This window comes from Mesorhizobium helmanticense (assembly GCF_003034915.1).
GTDB lineage: Bacteria > Pseudomonadota > Alphaproteobacteria > Rhizobiales > Rhizobiaceae > Mesorhizobium > Mesorhizobium helmanticense.
In genome coordinates, this window is the sequence record NZ_PZJX01000043.1 from 13,294 (window position 1) to 35,864 (window position 22,571).

Sequence of the window (22,571 nt, forward strand, 5' to 3'; positions counted from 1 at the left end):
GAAATAGGTCGCCAGCCTCTTTTCTCCACCCTGTCGGAAGCAGAGCAATCGCACATGGCAGCGCCGGCCCCCTCTCCGAGACGGAGAGGGGGAGCGTCATATGCGATTGCACTGCTGATAGAAGCAAATCGCCAGGCCCGGCTAGCCACTTCGCGTTACAGCCAAAATGTGTTCAGTGAACCATGGGCGTCTGGACCGAGATTGGTTTTCGCATGGCGAACCGACGGTTTCATCACTAGATGACACAAACCTCTCAAGCTGACGCGGACCCAATCATGAAGAAAATCGGCTTTCTGTCGTTCGGACACTGGACCCCCTCGAACCAGTCGCAAACGCGCTCCGCCTCCGACATGCTGCTGCAATCCATAGAGCTCGCCGTCGCCGCCGAGCAGCTTGGCGCCGACGGCGCTTATTTTCGCGTGCACCACTTCGCCCGCCAGCTCTCGTCACCGTTCCCGCTGCTGGCCGCGGTCGGCGCCAGGACCAGCCGCATCGAGATCGGCACCGCGGTGATCGACATGCGCTATGAGAACCCGCTCTATATGGCCGAGGATGCGGGTGCCGCCGATCTGATCGCCGGCGGGCGCCTCCAGCTCGGCATCAGCCGTGGCTCGCCCGAGCAGGTCATCGACGGCTGGCGCTACTTCGGCTACGCGCCGGCGGAGGGCGAAAGCGACGCCGACATGGCGCGTCGTCACACCAGCGTTTTCCTCGATATTCTCCAGGGCAAAGGCTTCGCCCAGCCGAACCCGCGGCCGATGTTCCCGAACCCGCCCGGCCTGCTGCGCCTCGAGCCTCACTCCGAAGGGCTTCGCGAGCGGATCTGGTGGGGCGCCGCCACCAACGCGACGGCGGAGTGGGCCGCAAAATTGGGGATGAACCTGCAGAGTTCCACCCTCAAATTCGACGAGAGCGGCAAGCCGTTCCACATCCAGCAGGCCGAGCAGATCCGCGGCTTCCGCGCCGCCTGGAAGGAGGCCGGACATCCGCGCGAGCCGCGCGTGTCGGTAAGCCGCAGCATCTTCGCTTTGGTCGACGATCGCGACCGCGCCTATTTCGGCAGCAGCGATAGCCAGGATCACTTCGGTTACATCGAGCCCGAAAAACTCGCCGTCTTCGGCCGCAGCTATGCCGCCGAGCCGGACGTCCTCATCGAGCAGTTGAGGGGCGACGAGGCCATTGCGGAGGCCGATACGCTGCTGCTCACCGTGCCGAACCAGCTCGGCGTGGATTACAACGCCCACGTCATCGAGGCGATCCTGACCCACGTGGCCCCGGCATTGGGGTGGCGCTGACTGCCCGGGCGTGCATGGAACCGGTGCGGCCCGCAAGGATTATAGGGGCATAGGAGGTTGCCATGATCCGCAAGCTGAAGTCCTGTGAGCACCGCCTCTATTCCCGCAAGGTCGATCCCAGGACGCACAAGCGCAGAAACCTCGGCACGTTCAAATCGCGGGAAGCCGCCGAGAAGCATGAGCGCGAGGTTCAGTACTTCAAGCGCCATTAGAACAATTTCAGGAACGTCGATGTTCCGCGTCAGCCGCTCATCCCAGCAGATTGCGCGCCGTGCGCATGAATACTCTTGATCCGATCGGTATCAGATCGTCGGGAAAGTCATAGTCGGGATTGTGCAGCGCAGGGTACCGCTCGCCGGCGCCGAGGAAAAACATGGCGGACGCCGCGCTGTGGCCGAAGACGCCAAAATCCTCCGAAGCGCGCATCGGCAGGCTGTCCTCGGTGCGCGGCACGCCTTCTTCGTCGAGCGCGCGGTTGAGATGCTCCACCGCATCCGGCGCGTTGACGCTGGCAACGAATATCTCGTGATAGTCGCAGCGGACGGAAAGATGGTGCTCGCCGGCGATCTTCGCGGCCAGCGCTTCCGCCGCGGCGACAAGCTCCGCCATACGGTCGTCGCGCCGGGTGCGCAGTGTCGCCCAGACATGCGCCTGGCCGGGCGCAATGCCGAACACGGCTTCACCCATCAGCGCATGGGTGACGGTCACCATGCTGAAATCGTCGTCGGCGAAGGTTCCGTGCCCGAGCGCGGGCAGCGCCGGCATCAGCTGGCTGATCGCCATCATTGGCGAGACGCCGGTTTCGGGCATGGACGAATGCGCGGTCTTGCCCTCCAGCATGATGCGCATGCCGCGTGACGCGCAATTGACCACGCCGGTTTTGACCCGCACCTCGCCGAACGGCACGCCCGGCAGATTGTGCAGCGAGAAGGCGAAATCCGGCGCGATCTCGCCGAAGCGCGGATCGGCGACGACGCCGGCGGCGCCATTGCCGGTTTCTTCCGCCGGCTGGAACATCAGCACGACGCGGCCGCGGGCGGGCCTTTCGCGCCCAAGCTGCCGGCCCAGTGCCGCAAGGATCGCGGTATGCCCGTCATGGCCGCACATATGCGACTTTCCCGGCACCAGCGATGAATGCGGCACGCCCGAAAGCTCATGAATCGGCAAGGCATCGAGCTCCGAGCGGAACAGCACCGTCGGCCCTGCCTGACCGCTGTCATACACCGCCGCCACGCCATGCCCTCCCAGTCCGGTCAGCACCTTGTCCGGCCTCGTATCGGCGAGGAAATCGACGACTTCGCCCGCGGTCTTCTCCTCCTCATTCGAGATTTCCGGCTGCTGGTGCAGCTTGCGCCGCCATGCCGTAAGCTCGACAATGTCTCGATTGGTCAGGGTCACGTTTCTAGGACTCCGCTTGTGCTGCAAAAAATCTGGGAGCGTGTGTCGGGATTGCCAGGCCCTGTTCGTCCTTAGGGCATCGATACGCAATCAGAAAGGACATACGATATGCCAAGCACTGTACGTTTGCACCGCGTTCTGGCGACCAGCCCGGAGAAGGTCTACCGCGCGTTCCTCGAAGGCGACGCGCTGGCAAAGTGGCTTCCGCCGAACGGCTTCACCTGCACGGTTCATCACCTCGACGCGAAAGTCGGCGGCACCTTCAAAATGTCCTTCCGCAACTTCACGACGGGCGACAGCCACGCCTTCGGCGGCGAGTATGCCGAGCTCGTTCCCAGCGAGCGCCTGCGCTACACCGACAAGTTCGACGATCCCAACCTGCCCGGCGAAATGCAGGTGACCGTGACCTTGAAGAAAGTTTCGGTCGGCACGGAAGTCGATATCACGCAGGCAGGCATTCCAGACGCCATTCCGGCCGAGGCTTGCTATCTCGGCTGGCAGGAGTCGCTCAGAAACCTGGCAAGGCTCGTCGAACCCGAGATCAACCAGTAGAACTGTGGGGCCACGGCCGCATCGCGCATGCCGGGCGCGGCTGTGCACGCGACAAGACTCACGGCTCCGTGCAGATCGGCACGGGCCGTGGCGGCGCCGCCGGGTGATCCTTCTTGTACCGGGCGATGATCGGCTCGAGGGTCTTTCCCGGCCAGAATTTCGGAGCGCCGATCTCCTTCAGGCAGGATGCATTCCAATAAGGTCCGGTGCCCGACGGCGAACCACCGCTCGCCACTGTCTTCGCGACGGCGGCGATGTCGCGTGATTCAGGGTAGATGTAGAGCGTCGTCGGGCTGTCCTTCATCATCGGAATGATCTGCTCAGCGTCCGCCGGCGACCAGCTCGTGCAGCCATTGCTGCGGCCGGCGGCGTAGTTCACCAGCCTGCCGGCCGGGACGAAACCGTCATGGTTGGCGTAGGGGCTGTTCGGATTTTTCCGCAGGCACATCCCCCTCAACACCTCGGCCACGTGCCCGCCGATTGCCCGCTGCCTGGCATTCGCGGCCTCGCCCTCGCCGTCAAACTGCACGAACGCGCGCAGAAAAACCGCGTCCTGTTTCGCCCCTGTGCGATAATAGCCTTTGAACGACGTCTTCGTCTCGCCGGTCACATAGGCCCCGCCGGCCGTCAGTTCCGAATCCATCGCATTGCCGAAATTCTTCGCGCAGCGTCTGCCATTGGCGAAATCGACGACGCCTTTCAAATTGCGGCCGCCGCCGTGACCCGCAGAGACCGCGCGGAACGACCGGCTGGCCTCGCAGATGACGTAATAGCGGCGCCCGAGCACGCCATTGCCCAGATCGCCGGGGCGTGTCGCATCCATGGCGAAATAGCAGGGATTCTTGACGGCGCCTTCGCCGATTTTCTTCAGATAGAGCGCGCGTGCCCTCTCCAGTACCACTTGCGCGATCTGGCCTTCGCCGTCGCCGACATGCGCCTTTAGCCAGGCCGGAACATCGGATCCTTGCAAGGCGGCAAAGGATCGGGCCGACACCGTCAAGGCGATGACGGCGACGAAAAGGCTGAGGATGAGAGGGACAGATCTTACCCGCACCGGGTCAATTCTCCTGTCAAAGCCGTTTTGCGATTCCCTTGCGGGTGCTGCCACCCGCGAATCGATCATAAATGGCCTCGCGCCATCAGGCGAAACACATCTTGTTCAGCACCCGCCAGGAAACGTGCAGGACGGACCGTGGCGGCAGGTCGACGCGGCATAGGCCACGAAGGCATGACCACACTCCAACATGATGGCCCTCGCAGCGTTGTGAGTGTCCAGCGGTGAGCTTCACCGCGAGTTCTCGCCGGCGTCACCGGCCCGCTCTATGTCGGCCTGATCACAGCGCCATCGCCGTCGCTGGCCGAACCTCTGGTGCTGCCTTCGGTGGCCGTCGCCGTGATCGGCGGCACATCGATCTTCGGCGGCCGCGGCGGCTTCACCGGCACCCATCATCGGGGCGCTGATCCTCACCGTGCTGAAGACGCTGCTGATCATTCCGCAGATGCCCGAAGGCGCGCGGCGGATTTTGTTCGACCTGATCGTGCTGTTCGTGACGGCGGCGTATTTACGGATTGTGGAGGAGAGGTAGGGAAGGCGCTGGCAACGGCAGGTTCTGATCCGAAACGGCCGCACGTCTTCCAAGGCGGGAACGGCAGCTTCGCGCCGCGTTTCGGCCGTTAAGGTCAGCATTGCCACCGCCCGGAAGCGGACATAACCGGCGACCTCTCTGGAAGTCGCGGTCGCGCCATGAGCAGAAATTGAGTGGACATTCGGTTGATGCATTAGGCACCGAAGCAAGGAGGCTCGTGCATTCGGGGCGCGCCCTCTCTTTAAAGCCGTCACCGGGCTTGCAATTCGGTGGCGCATTGCGACATTGGCTGCATGAGCACCTCCGCACAACCAGTGCGTCTGGTCCGCCCCGAGAAGAAGCGGCGTCGCATCCCCATTGCAGTCATCATGGCGTTGAGTTTTGGCAGCCTCGTATTCTTGTCGGTCGGCGGCGTGCTCGCATTGTCGGTCGGCGCCAATTTTCGCAACACGTTCGACTTGCTCGGCGCCCAGTCGACACTCCTGATCGATGCGATGGAGGACTCGCTGCGCGCCGAGATGGGAAACGCCGAGAACGCGGTGGACGGCATCGCGCAGCTGTATGCCCAGGGCGAGTTCCGGATCGACGACGAGGCGATGTCTGCAGCCGTTGCCGGTGCTCTGGCTGCCTCTTCGGGGATCGAGGCGATGCTGATCTGCACCCCCGACCTCGTCTGCCGCGGCGCCGCGCGGTCCGTCGAAGACAACGTTTCAACGGGCGCGATCGAGCATTTTCCGGCCAAGCCCGAGAAGTCGTCCCAAGTCCGCGCCGCCCTCGAGCAACGCAGACAGGTCGACGGACGCCAATGGGGTGCGTTCGTGGCCAACGAGTTCGGCCTGTACGCGCATGTCTCCGTGCCGCTGGCACGTGATGGCGTGACGCAGGCCTGGGTGATCGCGGCGGTCGAATTGCAGAAACTGTCCGATATCACGCGGGAACTGTCATCGCGATTTGGCACGCATGCCTTCATTCTCGATGGCGAAGATCGCGTGCTCGCCGACCAAAGGCTGGCCGATCCCGACGCTCTGAAAAATGGCGTCCTGCCACTGACGCCGCTGGCCACGTATGGCGATCCGGTATTGGCCGCATATAGCTCGCGCAAGGTAGAGCGGCAGTTCGACACGCGCCACGCCCGCGACATAGAAATCGCCGAGATCGACCCCAGCGTGGACAATGCGTCCGAGTGGAGCGGCGACACCACGTACATCGCCATTACCCGCAAGATCGCAGGCTATGGCGACGAGCCCTGGACGCTCGGCGCGTATTTCGAGACCAGCCAGATCAGCGACGAGATCGAGCGCGTCATGGGATCGGCCCTGCTCGGTCTTGGGGCGATGGCCGTGGCGGTCATAGTCGCGATCCTGCTTGGCAGGCGCCTGTCGCGACCGATCCAGGCGATCGCCGGCCAGGCCACGCGCGTCGCCGATTTCAATCTCGACGGCGTGACCCCGCTGCCGCGCAGCAGGGTGCTGGAGTTGGACAACCAGGCTTCGGCCTTCAATGCTATGCTGATCGGTCTGCGTGCATTCTCGACCTATATTCCGCGCTCGCTGGTGGCCAAGCTGGTGCGCACCGGAGAGATCGGCATCGCCGAACCGCGCGAGGCGGTCGTCACTGTCATGTTCACCGATATCGCCGGTTTCACTACGCTGTCGGAGCGGATGGACGCTGCCGCTGCGGCCAGGCTCCTCAACCATCATTTTGAAATCCTGTGCCGCGCGGTCGACACGCATGGCGGTACGGTTGACAAGTTCTTGGGCGACGGCATGCTGGCATTCTTCGGCGCGCCGGACCGTCTGAAGGGCCATCCCGCCGCGGCCGTCCGCGCCGCCGCGGCCATTCGCGAGGAGCTGGAGAAAGACAATCTGGAAGCGGCCGGCGAAGGCCGGCCTCCGCTTCATGTCCGCATCGGCATCCATACGGGCTCCGTCATCGTCGGCAACATTGGCGCATCCGACCGCGTCAACTATACGATAGTCGGCGACACCGTGAACGTCAGCCAGCGGCTGCAGGATCTCGGCAAGCAGCTCGAACCGGATGCCGCGACCGCCATCGCGATTTCCGGCGAGACCGCGTCGCGGCTCGACGAAAAGTTCGAAACGATCCCGGCGGGCAAGCACAGGTTGCGGGGGCGCGGCGAAGCGACGGAGGTCTTCCAGCTTGGCAAAGTCGCGACGTCAGCATCGCCCCGCCTGGACGTTCACCGCGCTCAAGCAGGCTAAGGGACATGCCACTCCCATGCCGCTGATCGGCGGCTTGGAGAAGCCCACGGCTTTGGCAACGACTGGAGCGGGGTCACCTAGTGCCGTAGCCGATTTCAATTGGAGCGACAAGAACGCGGCAAAGTCGCTGGTTCCAGTCAACATCCGCTTACGAGCCGCCCAATCGGCTCTGCAAGCGCGCCGGTTTGGGTCAGATCACGTCGGTACTCGCGGGGGCCCGAAGGTCCGCTTTTTATGATCCGAACCTCAAAGCTGCCAGTCAGCATTCGGCCCCAAACAAGACATTGGAAGTCGGTGCGCAGGCCGCCCTCATGGCGCGAAACAAGCTTTGGCGCTACATTTGCCGTTTGGCTATAGCCACGGCTTGAGGACATTTTTTACTACGCCCCCTCACACCGCCAAACTCCCCTGCTCCGCCGCCTCCGCATTAGGATCCCCCGGCGCCGTTGCCCAGGCCAATTCGACCAGCGTCACCGTCCGCCGGCCGGTCCCGTCGAGCTGGCAGACGATCAGCCCCTGTTCCTCGATATAGGTCAAAAGACGCCGGGCCCGGCGCAGCGAGTGCGAGCCATAGGCGCGGGCGATCGCCGCATCGCTCGGGCAAGGCCAGCCCTCCTTCGCCGCGCGCGCGATCATCATGAACACGCCCTGCATGTCCTCGGGCAAAAGCGAGGCGCGCACCGAGACATCCTGCCAGGCGTCATCCCCCGCCATGTCGGAGCCGAGGCCGGCCCGCGCCCGCGTCAGCATGCGGCGGAACTCCGGCAGGTCCGGCACGGCCGAGGCGAGGCCCTCGATCCGGCAGCGGACCACGAACTCCTGATAGAGCACGCCGATGACACGGAACCCCGCATCGGGCTGCGCCAGTATGGCGCGCAGGACCCGGTCGACTCGCTCGCGCCGCTCCGCCAGATCCTCGGCGCTGACCGGCGCCTCCACCGGTTCGGGGCGGATCTCCAGCGCCGCCGACTTCGCCGCCATCAGTTGGTCGAGCAGGTCCGGTGACGACCGGCGCTGCGGCCGGACAGTTTCCGGCGGCGGGGCGGCCAGGATGATCGCGCGCGCGTCCTCAAGTGCCGATTCCGGCAGCGGCATCAGGCGCGGGGTGCCATTGCGCGGACTTGTGTCCGTCGGGCCGATGCGCACGCCGAGCGGACGGCGCGACAGCGCCGGGCCGAGCGCCATGAAGTGCCCGCGCTCCAGGTCGCGAAAGGCCTCCGCCTGCCGCCGCTCCATGCCGAGAAGATCGGCCGCGCGGGCCATGTCGATATCGAGAAAGGTCCGGCCCATGAGGAAGTTGGAAGCCTCGGCCGCGACGTTCTTGGCGAGCTTGGCCAGCCGCTGGGTGGCGATGATCCCGGCAAGCCCGCGCTTGCGGCCACGGCACATCAGATTGGTCATGGCGCCGAGCGAAAGCTTGCGCGCCTCGTCCGAAACCTCGCCCGCGACTGCCGGCGCGAACAGTTGCGCCTCGTCCACCACCACCAGCATCGGATACCAGTGGTCGCGGGCGACCTCGAACAGCCCGCCAAGGAAGGCGGCGGCGCGCCGCATCTGGTTCTCGGCGTCGAGTCCTTCGAGATTGAGCACCGTCGAGACGCGATGGATGCGCGCCCGCTCGCCGGCGCTTTGCAGGCCGCGCTCGGTGTGCTCCTCGGCATCGATCACCAGATGGCCGAAACGCTCGCCCAGCGACACGAAGTCGCCTTCGGGATCGATGATGGTCTGCTGCACCCAGGGCGCGCTCTGCTCCAGCAGCCGGCGCAAAAGATGCGATTTGCCGGAGCCCGAATTGCCCTGCACCAGCAGGCGGGTCGCCAGCAACTCCTCAAGGTCCAGGGCCGCCGGGGCGCCCGCGGTCGTTTGCCCCATCTCGATCGCAACGGTCATGTCTCGACTCTCCTTGGCCGAGAGGGCTTATCAACCCGATCGCAGCCCGTCGAGCACTCATGGCCGACAGCTTCCGTCTGCGCACAGGCTGGACGCTGCTGATGCCAGAGCGCCGCATCCGCTTCGGCAGATCGTGATGGGGCGATGTCAGTTCGCTGTCGTAAGCATTACGGGCGCGAGAGGCTGCCGCCTGAGCAGCACGATCGCCGAGAAGGCCAGAATACCAAGCATGCCAACCACCGCAGTCAGCCAGAGCGAGGCATGGACGCCCATGCCTGCCATGGCCATGGCGAGGGCAAAAGGCGCAAGCGCCGAGGAAAACTGACGCGCGGCGGTCACCCAGCCAAGCCGGGCGCCATAGCGCTCCCGGCCGAACAGTTCCAGCGGCAGCGTGCCGCCGACGATGCTGGCGAGGCCAGAGCCCAATCCAAACAGGATGACGAAGGCGATGGCGCCAGCCACCGACGGTGTCGTCGCCAGCAGGACGACAAGGCCAAGCGGCAGCAATGTCGCGCCGATGACCGCGAGCCAGCGTTGCGCCAGCCGACCACCGAACAGCATGTTGATCAGCCGGCTTGCCACCTGGGACGGGCCGAAAAGCGTGGTCACCACTAGCCCGGCCGAGCCAAGCCCGAGCGCCGTGGTCAGCGGTACCATGTGAACAAGGATCGAGGACAGCACAAAACCCTCGACCGCGAAACCGCCGAGCATGAGCAGAAACACTCTGGCGCGGTTGGGCGGGTTGAACGCCGCGCCGCCTGCCGGCCCCACGGCCACTGAAGCGGGCGATGCGCTTTCATCTGTCCGATGCGACAACCGCGCCAGCCAGGCATGGATGGGAAGGCAGATAGCGACATTCATGACGGCAAAGACCAGGTAGACCTCGCGCCAGGTGAGATATTGGTGCAGCGTCGCCGTCAGCGGCCAGAACAGCGTCGAGGCGAAACCGGCGATCAGCGTCAGATGGGTGATGCTGCGCTGCGCCTTGGCTCCGCCGATCTGGACGATCGCGACGAAAGCCGCACTGTAGAGCACGAAGGCGGACGCCAGTTCCATGGCCATCAGCGCCAGCACGAAGGTCACCCGTCCGGGTGCTGCCGCGCAGGCAACAAGCGATACCGCCGCGGCAACCGAGCCGAAGGTCATGATGCGGCCGGCACCGAAGCGATCGGCCCAACGCCCGGCAGTGGGAGCAAAAAGCCCACCCGCCAACAGCGAGGCCGAGAGGGCGCCGAAAACCCATTGCTCCGGCCAGGCGAACTCGAGTGCTATGGATGGCACCAGGATGCTGAAACTGTAATAGAGCGTGCCGTAGCCGATGATCTGCGTCAGCCCCAATGCCCACAGCGCGGCAGTCGGGATCTTCCGGTCGATCATCGAGCGGCATCCATGACCTGTTCGCTGCTGCGCGCCGCGACGATGGCTTGCGTGTTGCCACAGCCGCATCCAGCCTTGCCGCCCGCCTTTGCCTCGGCGTCCGCGACGCAGCAGGCATCGACCGCCGCCGGCGCCGGCCCGCCGCAGCAACCTTGCGATGAAGTGTTTGAAACAGATACCGGCACCACGCAAACGCCGGTCTCGGGCAACGACAGGTGCACGGCATCGGCCGCCGCCATGTCGCCGGCGATCGCCGCTGCCACCGAGCGGACCTGCTCGTAGCCCGTCAGCAGCAGGAAGGTCGGCGCCCGGCCATAGCTCTTGATCCCGACCGTATAGAAATCCTGTTCCGGATGGCTGAGCTCACGGTGCCCATGCGGAGGCACGTCGCCGCAGGAATGCTCGTTGGGATCGATGAGCGGGCCGAGCGCCTTGACGCTTTCGAGCCACGGATCGAGGTCCAGCCGAAGCTCCCGGGTCAAGGCGAGGTCGGGACGTTGGCCTGTCGCGGCGATGATCCGGTCGACGGGACCGAGCGTGCGCAATCCGTCCTTCGTCTGCCCCTCGACCATCAGGCGGCCGTCGACCTCACGGATGGCAACGGTAGCAAAGCCCGTCGCCAGCCGGACGCGGCCGCTCTCGACGAGATCACGTGTATCTGAACCGAGCTCGCCCCGCGCCGGCAAGGCGTCGGCATCGCCCCCGCCATAGATGCGCACAAGATCGGCGCCGCGCGTCACCCAGAGTGCCGAGGTGCCCGGTTCGGCTTGCGCCAGCCTGGCCAGGTCCAGCAACGCATTGGCGGCGGAATGGCCGGAACCGGCCACCAATGTCGTACGGCCCGCGTAGAGGTGACGGTCCCGGCCGAGGACATCCGGTATGCCATAGGCAATCCGGTCGCCGAACTCGACCTCGCCTTCGGCTGCAATACCGCCGGCGCCGAGCGGGTTCGGCGTCCGCCATGTGCCGGAGGCATCGATGACCGCGCGAGCCATGTCGCGTCGCTGGCCATGTGCTGTCTCGACCACAAGCATGAAGGGTTTTTGTTCGCGCCCCTTGCTCAAAACCTTGTCGGCGCCCCAGCGGGAAACGGCGGCGACACGGGCATTGGTCTCGATCGACGGCGCCAGTTCGGCAAGCCGGGCGAGCGGAGCGAGATAGTGTTCGACGATCTCGTTGGCCGTGGGGAATGCCTCCGGCTCCGGCATCGGCCAGCCATGGCTTTCGAGAAGTTTTCGGGCGACCGCGTCGACGCAATAGCGCCATGGCGTGAAAACCCGGACATGGCCCCAGTCCGAGAGGTTCGACCCGACCGCTGATCCGGCCTCATAGACCTTGACCGGGAGACCGCGGCTGATGAGTTGGGCGGCCGCGGCCAGGCCAACCGGTCCGCCGCCGATGATGGCGACCGGGAGATTGCTGTCGAGAACCATGGCGTACCTTCCATCTTTCTAGGATCATGGAAATATTGGGCAAAAAATTATGCGGCCGCCTCGCTGGAGGCCGGGCCGCATGCGGCGTCGACGCAGCATTCATCGGCGAGAAAACCGAGGAGCTCGTTCATGACGGGATAATTGGCGCGGCAGATCAGTGTCGTTGCCTGCCGTTCCTGGGTGACCAGGCCGGTCAGGATGAGCCGGTGGAGATGATGCGACAGGGTCGACGCGGCGATGCCGAGCGTCTCTTGCAGATATCCGACCGGTCGCCCGGCCTCGCCTGCCCTGACCAGCGCGCGATAGAGGTTGAGCCGCGTCGGATTGCCAAGCGCCTCAAGCTGTTTTGCTGCTTGTTCGAGTTTCATGGAAGTACGCTAGCGCCTGCCGGTGCGTGCCGTCAAGCGCTATTTCCAGGATTCTCGAAATATTAGAATTCAGATGAGGCGCCGCCCCGACGCATCGATCACCACTTCGCCGTCCTCCTTGGTGAACGGCCCGATATCCGCATTGGGCAGGATGTCGAGAACCGCTTCCGAAGGCCTCGCCAGAATGGTGCCGAGCGGCGTCACCACGATCGGCCGGTTGATCAGGATCGGATGCGCCAGCATGAAGTCGACGATCTCATCGTCGCTCCACTTCGGGTCGCCGAGATTAAGTTCGGCGTAGGGCGTGCCCTTCTCGCGCAGCAATTCGCGCGGCGCCATCCCCATCGCCGCGATGAGCTCGACCAGCCGCTCGCGCGATGGCGGGTTTTTCAGATACTCGATCACCTCCGGCTCTTCGCCGGACTGCCGGATGATAGCGAGCGTGTTGCGCGAGGTGCCGCAGCCGGGGTTGTGATAGATGGTGATTGTCATTGCTCGGCCTTTTCCGTCGACATCGTGTTCCTGACTGCGGCGCCCTGCTCGTACCAGCCCCTGCTTCGGTTCACGATCCACACGACCGACAGCATGACGGGCACCTCGATAAGCACGCCGACAACCGTTGCCAGCGCGGCGCCCGAGTTCAGTCCGAACAGCGCGATCGCGGCGGCCACGGCCAGTTCGAAGAAGTTCGACGCGCCGATGAGGGCGGATGGCCCGGCGACGCAGTGCCGCTCGCCGGACACGCGGTTGAGGAGATAGGCAAGTCCGGAGTTGAAATAGACCTGGATCAGGATCGGCACCGCCAGCAGCGCGATCACCAGCGGCTGGGCGATGATCTGCTCGCCCTGAAAGCCGAACAGCAGCACCAGCGTCGCCAGCAGCGCGAACAGCGACCAAGGCTGCATCCTGGCGAGAAGCGCATCGAGCGCGGCCTGCCCCTTCGTCGCCAGCAGCCGGGCACGAGCGAGTTGCGCGACGATGACCGGCAGCACAATGTAAAGCGCGACGGACAGCACCAGCGTGCCCCAGGGCACGGTGATTGCCGAAAGACCGAGCAGCAATCCGACAATGGGCGCGAATGCGACAATCATGATCGCATCGTTCAGCGCGACCTGCGAAAGCGTGAAATTCGGCTCGCCGCGCGTCAGGTTCGACCATACGAACACCATGGCCGTACATGGGGCGGCGGCGAGAATGATCAGCCCGGCAATATAGGAATCGATCTGCGCCTCGGGCAGCAAGGGCCGGAACAGCCAGCCGACGAAGAGCCAGCCGAGCAGCGCCATGGAGAACGGTTTCACGGCCCAGTTGATGAACAGCGTCACGCCGATACCACGCCAATAGGTTCCGACCTTGGCAAGCGAACCGAAATCGACCCGCAGAAGCATCGGAACGATCATCAACCAGATCAGCACGGCCACGGGAAGGTTGACCTTCGCGACCTCCGCCGCCGCGATCGCGCCGAACAGGCCCGGCAGTAGGTGGCCGAGCGCCACACCCGCGACGATGCATAAGGCCACCCAGACCGTCAGATATTTCTCGACGAAGCCAATGCCGGGACGCGGCACATCGCCTGTATTCAGAGCATGATCCGTCACGATACGATCTTCCTTCCTCAGCCGACCTTCGGCAGATTGCGGCCGATTTCATCGAGCCGCTTCTGCAGGGCGAGCTTGTCGATCTTGTTCATCGGCAGGCTGACGAAGATCGAAATCCGGTTGTTGAGCATGCGATAGGCCTCGGCGAAAGCCAGATGCTTTTCGGCGTCGGTGCCTTCGACGGCGGCCGGGTCGGGCACGCCCCAATGCGCCGTCATCGGCTGGCCCGGCCAGACCGGACAGGATTCATTGGCCGCGTTGTCGCAGACCGTGAAGACGAAGTTCATCTCCGGCGCGCCGGCAACGGCGAATTCCTGCCAGTCTTTCGAACGGGCGAAGGACGTATCGTGATTGAGGGTTTTCAAAAGCTGAAGGGCGAACGGATGGACCTCTCCTTTCGGGTGCGATCCGGCCGAATATGCCCTAAACTTGCCGGCTCCGACACGATTGAGGATCGCTTCGGCAAGGATCGACCGTGCCGAATTGCCGGTGCAGAGAAAAAGAACATTATATGGCTCGCTCATCACACATCCTCCTTCAACATTCGCAAGTGACAGCTTGAATGACGGGCCGGCACAGCTCCGGCGCGCCGTTGCAGCAATCTTCCATCAGATAGGCAAGCAGATCGCGAAAGCCGGTCATGTCGGCGACGTAGCGGATCGTCCGGCCCTCGCGCTCGGCGCGGACGAGGCCGGCATGGTCCAGCACCTTCAGATGCGCCGACATCGTATTCTGCACCGCATCGAGCCGCGAAGCGACCTCGCCGGCCGGCATGCCGGCCGCGCCCGCCCGAACCAGCAGGCGAAAGACTTCCAGCCTGGTGTCCTGACCGAGCGCTGCCAATGCAAGGAGAGCGGCTTTCTTGTCCATGTATCTATACATCCAGAGTTAAGGATATTTAGCGCCAACATATGACAGCTGGATGACGGCAGGCAAGCGACCCCGATCCAAATATCCAGATTTTGCCCAGTCCGTAAATAGGGGAGACGATTCTCAGCCTGAGCCTGAGAAGCCGCCGCGCGTGCGGGAAGCTATCGCTGCAATTGCGATGTACGCGCCAATGCCGCCCCAAAACCGACAAGTGAAATTTGAAGGGTGAGTGGCTGGCCGCTGGTTTCGACCGTAACCCGCGCGGCGAGCGTTGTTCCGGCTTCCAGCGTCTTGGTGTCGGCATGGTTGAATTGCACTGCGGCAATACATCCTGCCGCGACGCAATGGGTGAACTGAAGCTTTGAGGCAGGATCATGCTTGTCGACCTGCAACACCAGCCCATCCGCGAGCCGTATCCCCAGGGGCAACAGAACATGGCCTAACACACTGCCTTCTGATGGGAATAGGTCTATTGCAAACCCAACTTGTTCCGTTTTCTGGTTCGCCAAAACCTGGTTCAATGTGCAGAGCTTTTTGTTGCTGACAACCCTGCACTGGACAGTCCATGCGCCGTAGACTTCGGAGATGGACGTAGCCCCATTTGGTAGTATCGGAGTGCCCTGCGGCGTTACCGGTGTGTCCTGACCGCCTGCTGGGCCGCGTTGGTTATTGACAGGCGCTTGAACGAGAAGCCAATCCCCACCGTGTCTCTCGCCGCCATCAGTGCCGCCTTGCCGCGCGGAGACGGTCAGGCATGAAACAGCAAGCAAGACACTACAGGCCAGGAAGCGTCTTAATAGCCAAGGGCACGACATCACTTCAGCTTTCCTGCCGGGATGCCACGACTGGCCGAGCCGCGTCACCGTCGTTCCGGCCCTCATTTGTAGATGTACCCGATCGTCCCATGGTATTTCTGATCAGGCGCTTTGGCATCACCCCCACCGTATAGTCTGTTCACCTGGCCCATGAACATTGCAGCCTCGTCACCCGCGGCACTGAAATTATCATCTGGCTTCGACAGTTCATTGGCAGGCACTGGACGCACCAGGTATGGCGTCACAATAATTACGAGTTCTGTTTCATTGCGCACAAAGTCCCGGCTTCGAAACAGCGTGCCCAGCACCGGGATTTTTGAAAGTCCAGGGTATCCGCTAACCGCCTGGCGAACGTCGTCGCGAACCAGGCCTGCTATCATCATCGAACCACCGGACGGCAGTTCGACTGTCGTGTCGGCAAGACGTTTGCGAATGGACAGGATGTTTGAGCCTGGCGTGTAGCTTTTGCTGCCGCTGCCATCATCTGTGCTGCTTCCGGAAGTCGATGCAGATCCCTCAAGTGTGGGCTCGGACACCTGGGTACGGATTTTAAGGCTGATACGGCCGGGGGAGAGGACCACAGGCTGAAATTCGAGTCCAATACCGTACTCGACCTTTTCGAAACTGTAGTCGGTCTTTCCATCGCTGGTCGATGCATTGCTGACAATGTTGTAGTCCCCACCAACCCGGAAAGTCGCCTTTTCGCCTGAGACTGCGGTCAGCGTCGGTTCAGCGAGCGTCTTCATGACGCCGGCTTGTTCCATCGCGTTGATTGAGGCGTCCAGTGCCGAGGTACTTATGCTGACGCCCGAGCCAGAAAGGGCCTTTCCAAGACCATAGGGGTTGTCGCTGACTGCGCCCCAACTGATGCCATTGCTGGTGCCCGAGGCGCTCAGGTTCACGCCCAGTTGCTTCATCACCACGCGGCTGACCTCCGCCACAGTCACCCTCAGAGTGACTTGATCCTCGCCAGATATCGCCAGCAGATTTATGATTTTGCTTTCTCGCCGGTCGCTATCGGGGTTGTCGATCGCTACCCCGCTTTCAGATGACCCGCCGCTCGCGGTTTGCGAATACTGACCGGTGGTTGCTTCGCCGCCGCTGACAAAAATTTCTGCGAGGCTGACAGCGCGCGAGGAGTCTATCGGGGTTTCGACGCTTCCACTCAGCACAACATTGTCATTCAGAAGCTCGACAGTGATTTTCGAGTTGGGAATGAATCGCTTCAGATAAGCTTCCAGGCCTGTTACATCACGCTCAACGATCAGGGTAATATCGGCAACTTGTTCCTGGTTGGCGTCGAACACGAAGATGTTCGTCTCACCGACCTGCTTGCCAAAGACATACACCCGCCGCGATGTACGCATGACAGCGTCAGCCACTGAAGGATTCCCGACCAGAATGTCGCTGGCATCCGTCGGGATATCCAAAACCAGAGCCTTGTTGAGGCCAAGCTTTACGCGTTTAACGCCGCTTGGTGCCTGGCTCTCTATTGTTTTGCGGTCCGCTGCGTCAGCAGTGAGTAGGCCCGCCACTACAAATAGATACCCAAGCGCAAGCGGAGACATTAACAAAAGCGCTCTATGAGTTCTCCGCAAGCAAAAGAAGCGCTTCGCAGTTCTTTGTGCTTTGTCCGGATAACGCATAGCTCTTCGCTTTCGTGCCTTTCAGAAATTTCTGAACAGGCGACAAAGTGATTCCATGCCTAGGATAACTTAGGTGATTTTCCCGGTTATTTCCGTACGTATCCGAATGTTTCTGCCGACCCGATTTTTGTGACGAAACGTTTCCGGTTCCGTCCGAGGATGCTTTGGTGGATGCCAGCCGACAGATCTGCTCGCAATCAGGAACCGTGCGGCAATCGGGAGGCGGGCGTGCGCGCACCGTCACCCGGGATTTGTAGAGACTTTGCCAACCGGAACACCACGTTCTGTTCAGGCCGTCGGCCCAAAGCCGCGACCGAAGCTAAACAGAACCTGCCCTCCTGATCGTCACAACCTTTCCGCCACGCTCGTTCTGCTCTCTCTTGTTTTTTTGGCAGCAGGTCTTTTCGTTTGCTGCGGCTTTCGTCCCAGGCCGAATTTCTTTGCCAGGAGCGAACGCGATGCAGCGTAGTTCGGAGCGACCATCGGATAGTCGGAGGGCAAGCCCCATTTTGCGCGATACTCGTCCGGCGACAGACCGTAGCTTACGCGCAGGTGACGCTTCAGGGATTTGAACTTCTTGCCATTCTCCAGCGAGATCAGGAAATCCGGCGTGACGGATTTCCTGATTGGAACCGCTGGCTTCAATGGCTCTACCGCAATTTGGATTGAAGGATCGGACCGCAGCAAATCCAGAGACTGGTAGATCTGGTCGATCAAAGATGGAAGTTCGCTTGCAGGAACGGGGTTGTTCGAAACGTATGCGGAAACCACGTTTGCCATGAGTTTTACAAGCGTGTCTTTTGAGCCGGCCTCAGCCATTTCTCTCTCCTCTGGTTGATGGTTCATTTGTTCACTGCGTTACAGGCTTCGACACCAGGCGCGGACCAGTCTTGACGTCGACGATCTCGGGCTTGGCTGCATTGATCGTGCCGTCCCAGCCGCCGCCGAGGGCCTTGTTGAGCGCGATGTAGTCGGTGGCGATGGCGATGCGGCTTTGCAGCAGATCGTCCTCGGCCGAGTAGAGCGAGCGCTCAGCGTCCAGCACCTCGAGAAGGCTTGTCTCCCCGGCCTTGTAAAGCGCGCCTTCAAGGTGTGCCGCGTCTGCGTAGGATTTCGCGGAGGAAGCGAGCTTGCTGTTCCTGATGCGCTCCTGGCGTAGCGCAACGAGCGCGTTTTCCACATCCTCGAGCGCCGTCAGCACGGAGGCCTGGTAGGCGATGAAATATTGATCGCGCTGGGCTTTGGCGACCTCGACGGCCGCCTTCAGCTGACCGGCATTGAACAGCGGCACGCTCAGCGTCGGCCCGAACGACCAGCCGATCGAGGAGTTCTTGCCGAGATCGCCGAGCTTGAAGGCTGACGTGTCGATGTCTCCCGTCAGGCTGACCGAGGGATAGCGCGCCGCCTCGGCCTGGCCGATCTTGGCGGTATATTGCGCGTATTGCCGCTCGGCCATGCGCACGTCGGGGCGGGCTAGCAGAATGTCGGCCGGAATCCCGGCCGGGATCGGCAGGCGCGGCGTGGGAATCGGCGCGCTGCGCCTCAGCCGCTCGTTCAAGGCGGAAGGCGGACGGCCGGTGAGCACTGCAAGGCGATGCACCGCTTCGGCGTAGCCTGCTTCCAACGACGGAACGTCTGCCTCGGTGCTGCTTGCCTGTCCCATCGCCTTGGCGACATCGGCCGCTGTCGCCGTGCCGGCTTGCGCCATGGCGCGGGTGAGCACCGCCGTTTGCTTTTGCGAGGCGGCTGCGCGCCGGGCGAGCTGAATGCGGGCCTGATAGCCGCGCGCCTGCGCATAGCTGGACGCCACGTCGCCGACGAGCGTCAGCAGCGTCGAGCGCAGCTCCTCCTCGGAGGCGTCCATCCCATAGCGCGCGGCCTCGACGCTTCTGCGGTTGGCGCCGAACAGGTCGAGTTCCCAACTGGCGTCAAAGCCGGCCTGGTATTGACTGTAGGCATCGCTGGCAGTTCCGCCCGATGCGGTCGCAGCCGTCTTGTTGCGTGTGGCGGACGCCGAGCCGTCGGCGGACGGGAACAATGTGCCGGCGCTCTGGCGATAGCTGGCGCGCGCCTCGCGGATCCTGGCCTTGGCGGTAGCGACATCGAGATTGCCGGTAACCGCTTCCTCGACCAGCGTGTTCAGCTGAGGATCGCGCAGCCGCTGCCACCATTTCGACAGTTGCGCCGGCCTGGCGGCCTTTGCCGGCTTCTGGCCGCTCCAGTTCGCCGGCATCGGCAAAAGCGGCTTCTGATAATCCGGACCGACGACGCATCCCGCGAGCAGGACAGCGGTGAAAATCGGCACGACCGTCCGCCTCGCGGCCACCAAGCCACGTTCAAAACCTGTCATATGAAGACCCTTATTGCTGGTTGGCTGTTACCGGTGGTGTTTCGCCTGTATCCTGCCCAGTATCCTGCTTGGCCGCCTTGCCCCTGAAGATGCGCCGCACCGTGACGAACAGCAGCGGCACCAGGAACACGCCGATCACCGTCGCCGCGATCATGCCGCCCATCACGCCGATGCCGACGGAGTTCTGCGCCCCCGAGCCGGCGCCGCTGGCGATCGCAAGCGGCGTCACGCCGAGGATGAAGGCCAGCGACGTCATCAGGATCGGCCGCAGCCGTTGTCGCGCCGCTTCCAGCGTCGCCTCGACCAACCCCATGCCGGCGGTCTGCCGCTCGATGGCGAACTCGACGATGAGGATGGCATTCTTGGCGGCAAGCCCGATCGTCGTCAGCAACCCGACCTTGAAATAGACGTCGTTGGTCTGGCCGAATAGGGTCGCCGCCAGCAACGCGCCAAAGATGCCGATCGGCACCGAGAGCATGACCGCGAACGGGATCGACCAGCTTTCATAGAGCGCGGCCAGGCATAGGAACACGACCAGCGCCGAAATCGCATAGAGGGACAGCGCCTGGTTGCCGGAAAGCCGCTCCTGATGCGACAGTCCCGTCCATTCGTGGGAATATCCGGCGGGCAGCTGCGCCACCAGCCTGTCGATCTCGTCCATCGCGGCACCCGAACTGATGCCGGCGGCGGCCGCGCCCTGGATCTCGACCGCCGCCGAACCATTGTAGCGTTCGAGCCTGGGCGAGCCGAACGTCCAGTGGCTGGAGGCAAAGGCCGAGAACGGCACCATGGCGCCGTTGGAATTGCGGACTTGCCATTTCTCCAGGTCTTCCGGCTGCATGCGGAAGTTCGGGTCCGACTGCAGATAGACCGGCTTCACCCGTCCACGATCGATGAAGTCGTTGACGTAGTCGCTGCCCCAGGCGGTCGACAGCGTGTTGTTGATGTCGGCAAGGCTAACGCCCAGCGCGCTGGCTTTTTCCTGATCGATGTCGACCGAAAATTGCGGCTGGTCCTCCTGGCCGTTGGGCCTTGTGTTGGCCAGCAGCTTGCTCTGCCCGGCCAGGGCCAGAAGCTGGTTGCGCGTCTGGATCAGCGCGTCATGGCCGGCGCCATTGACGTCCTGCAGATAGAAGTCGAAACCGTTGGTGTTGCCGAAGCCCTGGATGGCCGGCGGAGCGAGCGCGAAGACCTGGGCGTCCCTGATCCTGGAGAAGGCGCCCATCGCACGGCCGGCGACCGCTTGCGCGGCCAAGGCCGGCGATTTGCGTTGATCGAAATCCTTCATTCGCACGAACGCGATGCCGACATTCTGCCCGGCGCCGCCAAAGCCGAAGCCTGAGGCGGTGAAGACCCCTTCGACCGCATCCTTTTCTTGCTTGAGATAGTGGTCGGTCACTTGGGCCAGCACGCGCTCGGTCCGGTCCTGCGTCGCGCCGACCGGCAGTTGCACGCTGGTGATCAGGATGCCCTGATCCTCTTCCGGCAGGAACGAGCTCGGCAGCCGCGCAAACATCCAGCCCATGGCAATGACGATGGCAAGGAAGACGACCAGGAAGCGCTTGCCCCGGTTGATGATGCCGTGCGAGCCGTCGCGATAGGCTGTTGTGCCGCGGTCGAACACACGGTTGAACCAGCCGAACGGACCTTTCTGCGTCGCGTGGTCCTTGGGCGGCCGCAGGATCGTGGCGCAAAGCGCCGGCGTAAGCACCAGCGCGACCAGCACGGACAGCACCATCGCCGAGACGATGGTCACCGAGAATTGCCGGTAGATGATGCCGGTGGAGCCGCCGAAGAAAGCCATCGGCACGAACACGGCCGAAAGCACTGTGGCGATGCCGATCAGCGCGCCGGTGATCTCGTTCATCGACTTGCGCGTCGCCTCTTTCGGCGGCAGCCCTTCCTCCTGCATCACGCGTTCGACATTCTCGACGACGACGATGGCATCGTCGACGAGTAGGCCGATGGCCAGCACCATGGCGAACATGGTCAGCGTGTTGACCGAATAGCCGAACAGCGACAGCACGCCGAATGTGCCGAGCAGCACCACCGGCACGGCGATGGTCGGGATGATGGTCGCGCGCAAATTCTGCAGGAAGACGAACATCACCAGGAACACCAGCACGATCGCCTCGGCCAGCGTCTTGACCACCTCCTCGATCGACAGCCGCACGAAGGGCGAGGTGTCGTAGGGATAGACGACCTCGACCCCTTGCGGGAAGGTCGAGCTCAGCCGGGCGATCGTCGTGCGCACCGCCTCGGCGGTGTTGATGGCGTTGGCGCCGGTCGCCAGATTGACGGCGACGCCCGCTGCCGGCTTGCCGTTGTAGTTGGCTTGCGTCGTATAGCTTTCGGCGCCGAGCTCGACGGTGGCGACGTCGTTGAGCCGAACCAGCGACCCGTCCGTCTGGCTCTTCAGGATGATGTTGCGGAACTGTTCGGCGGTTTGCAGCCGGCTCTTGGCGGTCACCGTTGCATTGAGCTGCTGGCCCTTGCGCGCCGGCAGGCCGCCGAGCTGGCCGGCCGAAACCTGCGTGTTCTGCGCCTCGATCGCCGAAGCCACATCGCTCGGCATCAGAGCATACTTGGCGAGCTGGTCCGGGTCGAGCCAGATACGCATGGCATAGCCGGAGCCGAAAAGCTGCGTCGAGCCGACGCCCTCGACGCGTTTCAGCGTGTCGTTGACGGTGGCGTCGACATAGTCGGCGAGATCGGTCGAGTTCATCTTGCCATCGCTCGAGACGAAGCCAATGACCATCAGGAAGCCGGTCGAGGATTTGGAAACGGTGATGCCGTTGCTCTGCACCACCTGCGGCAATTGCGACTGCACCAGTTGCAGCTTGTTCTGCGTCTGCACCTGGGCGGTGTCGGGATCTGCGGCAGTGGTGAAGGTCAGCGTGATAGAGGCCGAACCGGTCGAGGTCGACGTCGCCGTCATGTAGTCGAGATTGTCGATGCCGGTCATGCCTTGCTCGATGACCTTGGTCACCGAATTTTCCACGGTCTGGGCATCGGCGCCGGGATAGGTCGCGCTGATATTGACCGTGGTCGGCGCAATCTGCGGGTATTGCGAGATCGGCAGCGAGGTGAGCGCCAGCAGACCGCCCAGCATGATCACGATGGCGATCACCCAGGCAAAGATCGGCCGGTTGATGAAGAACGCGGACATGA

The 22,571-nt window shown here is 63.2% G+C and carries 19 protein-coding genes and 1 pseudogene; 5 read left to right on the forward strand and 15 right to left on the reverse strand.

Translation table 11 applies throughout. From position 1 onward, the window contains the following. Positions 1 to 275: 275 nt before the first annotated feature. Entirely contained in the window at positions 276 to 1,295 is a 1,020-nt protein-coding gene (locus C9427_RS23230; RefSeq protein ID WP_107651425.1) for an LLM class flavin-dependent oxidoreductase, read from the forward strand. A 62-nt stretch (positions 1,296 to 1,357) separates the two neighbouring features. Next, positions 1,358 to 1,507, forward strand: a complete 150-nt coding sequence (locus tag C9427_RS23235; RefSeq protein ID WP_107651426.1) for a hypothetical protein — start codon at positions 1,358 to 1,360, stop codon at positions 1,505 to 1,507. A 37-nt stretch (positions 1,508 to 1,544) separates the two neighbouring features. On the opposite strand, the gene C9427_RS23240 is transcribed toward C9427_RS23235, so the two are convergent. Beyond that, positions 1,545 to 2,693, reverse strand: a complete 1,149-nt coding sequence (locus C9427_RS23240) for an amidohydrolase (RefSeq protein ID WP_107651427.1) — start codon at positions 2,691 to 2,693, stop codon at positions 1,545 to 1,547. Between the two features lie 108 nt (positions 2,694 to 2,801). Here C9427_RS23240 and C9427_RS23245 point away from each other — a divergent pair, with 108 nt between their 5' ends. Further along, a complete protein-coding gene (locus tag C9427_RS23245) occupies positions 2,802 to 3,245 on the forward strand; it encodes an SRPBCC family protein (RefSeq protein WP_107651428.1) in 444 nt (147 codons plus the stop codon). Positions 3,246 to 3,303: 58 nt separating this feature from the next. On the opposite strand, the gene C9427_RS23250 is transcribed toward C9427_RS23245, so the two are convergent. Next, a complete protein-coding gene (locus C9427_RS23250) occupies positions 3,304 to 4,299 on the reverse strand; it encodes a hypothetical protein (RefSeq protein ID WP_107651553.1) in 996 nt (331 codons plus the stop codon). A gap of 240 nt (positions 4,300 to 4,539) precedes the next feature. Here C9427_RS23250 and C9427_RS34870 point away from each other — a divergent pair. Together C9427_RS34870 and C9427_RS23260 are read left to right on the forward strand one after the other, a co-directional pair. Beyond that, a pseudogene (locus C9427_RS34870) lies at positions 4,540 to 4,831 on the forward strand (ABC transporter permease); the annotation flags it as partial. Positions 4,832 to 5,124: 293 nt separating this feature from the next. Beyond that, positions 5,125 to 7,053, forward strand: a complete 1,929-nt coding sequence (locus C9427_RS23260; protein ID WP_245437154.1) for an adenylate/guanylate cyclase domain-containing protein — start codon at positions 5,125 to 5,127, stop codon at positions 7,051 to 7,053. A gap of 390 nt (positions 7,054 to 7,443) precedes the next feature. On the opposite strand, the gene C9427_RS23265 is transcribed toward C9427_RS23260, so the two are convergent. The 13 genes from C9427_RS23265 to C9427_RS23325 form a co-directional block, all read right to left on the reverse strand. Then, complete coding sequence (locus tag C9427_RS23265) at positions 7,444 to 8,943, reverse strand: helicase HerA domain-containing protein (RefSeq protein WP_097575911.1); 1,500 nt, start codon at positions 8,941 to 8,943, stop codon at positions 7,444 to 7,446. 147 nt (positions 8,944 to 9,090) lie between these two features. After that, positions 9,091 to 10,320, reverse strand: coding sequence for an arsenite efflux MFS transporter ArsK (gene arsK / locus C9427_RS23270; protein WP_107651429.1), 1,230 nt, complete (start codon positions 10,318 to 10,320; stop codon positions 9,091 to 9,093). Further along, on the reverse strand, positions 10,317 to 11,753 hold the full coding sequence (locus tag C9427_RS23275; RefSeq protein WP_107651430.1) for an NAD(P)-binding protein: 1,437 nt from the start codon (positions 11,751 to 11,753) through the stop codon (positions 10,317 to 10,319). The genes arsK and C9427_RS23275 overlap by 4 nt, the downstream gene beginning before the upstream one ends. Positions 11,754 to 11,800: 47 nt before the next feature. Then, positions 11,801 to 12,121: an ArsR/SmtB family transcription factor gene (locus tag C9427_RS23280; protein ID WP_107651431.1), complete on the reverse strand. Its 321-nt coding sequence runs from the start codon at positions 12,119 to 12,121 to the stop codon at positions 11,801 to 11,803. 69 nt (positions 12,122 to 12,190) lie between these two features. Beyond that, positions 12,191 to 12,613, reverse strand: a complete 423-nt coding sequence (arsC, locus tag C9427_RS23285; RefSeq protein ID WP_107651432.1) for an arsenate reductase (glutaredoxin) — start codon at positions 12,611 to 12,613, stop codon at positions 12,191 to 12,193. Further along, complete coding sequence (gene arsB / locus C9427_RS23290; protein WP_107651433.1) at positions 12,610 to 13,719, reverse strand: ACR3 family arsenite efflux transporter; 1,110 nt, start codon at positions 13,717 to 13,719, stop codon at positions 12,610 to 12,612. Before arsB ends, arsC begins: the two co-directional genes overlap by 4 nt. Before the next feature lie 17 nt (positions 13,720 to 13,736). After that, on the reverse strand, positions 13,737 to 14,243 hold the full coding sequence (locus tag C9427_RS23295) for an arsenate reductase ArsC (RefSeq protein ID WP_097575921.1): 507 nt from the start codon (positions 14,241 to 14,243) through the stop codon (positions 13,737 to 13,739). 13 nt (positions 14,244 to 14,256) lie between these two features. After that, on the reverse strand, positions 14,257 to 14,589 hold the full coding sequence (locus C9427_RS23300) for an ArsR/SmtB family transcription factor (protein ID WP_107651434.1): 333 nt from the start codon (positions 14,587 to 14,589) through the stop codon (positions 14,257 to 14,259). A gap of 161 nt (positions 14,590 to 14,750) precedes the next feature. Then, complete coding sequence (locus C9427_RS23305) at positions 14,751 to 15,470, reverse strand: invasion associated locus B family protein (RefSeq protein WP_107651435.1); 720 nt, start codon at positions 15,468 to 15,470, stop codon at positions 14,751 to 14,753. Further along, the gene (locus C9427_RS23310; RefSeq protein WP_107651436.1) at positions 15,467 to 16,972 is read right to left on the reverse strand and encodes a type II and III secretion system protein family protein; all 1,506 of its coding nucleotides are present in this window, start codon (positions 16,970 to 16,972) and stop codon (positions 15,467 to 15,469) included. Before C9427_RS23310 ends, C9427_RS23305 begins: the two co-directional genes overlap by 4 nt. Before the next feature lie 423 nt (positions 16,973 to 17,395). Continuing rightward, a complete protein-coding gene (locus C9427_RS23315) occupies positions 17,396 to 17,869 on the reverse strand; it encodes a Ros/MucR family transcriptional regulator (RefSeq protein ID WP_107651555.1) in 474 nt (157 codons plus the stop codon). Positions 17,870 to 17,900: 31 nt separating this feature from the next. Beyond that, on the reverse strand, positions 17,901 to 19,400 hold the full coding sequence (locus C9427_RS23320; RefSeq protein WP_107651437.1) for an efflux transporter outer membrane subunit: 1,500 nt from the start codon (positions 19,398 to 19,400) through the stop codon (positions 17,901 to 17,903). A 10-nt stretch (positions 19,401 to 19,410) separates the two neighbouring features. Continuing rightward, positions 19,411 to 22,569 (reverse strand): efflux RND transporter permease subunit, encoded by a 3,159-nt coding sequence (locus C9427_RS23325; protein WP_107651438.1) that lies wholly within the window; start codon positions 22,567 to 22,569, stop codon positions 19,411 to 19,413. Positions 22,570 to 22,571 lie beyond the last annotated feature (2 nt).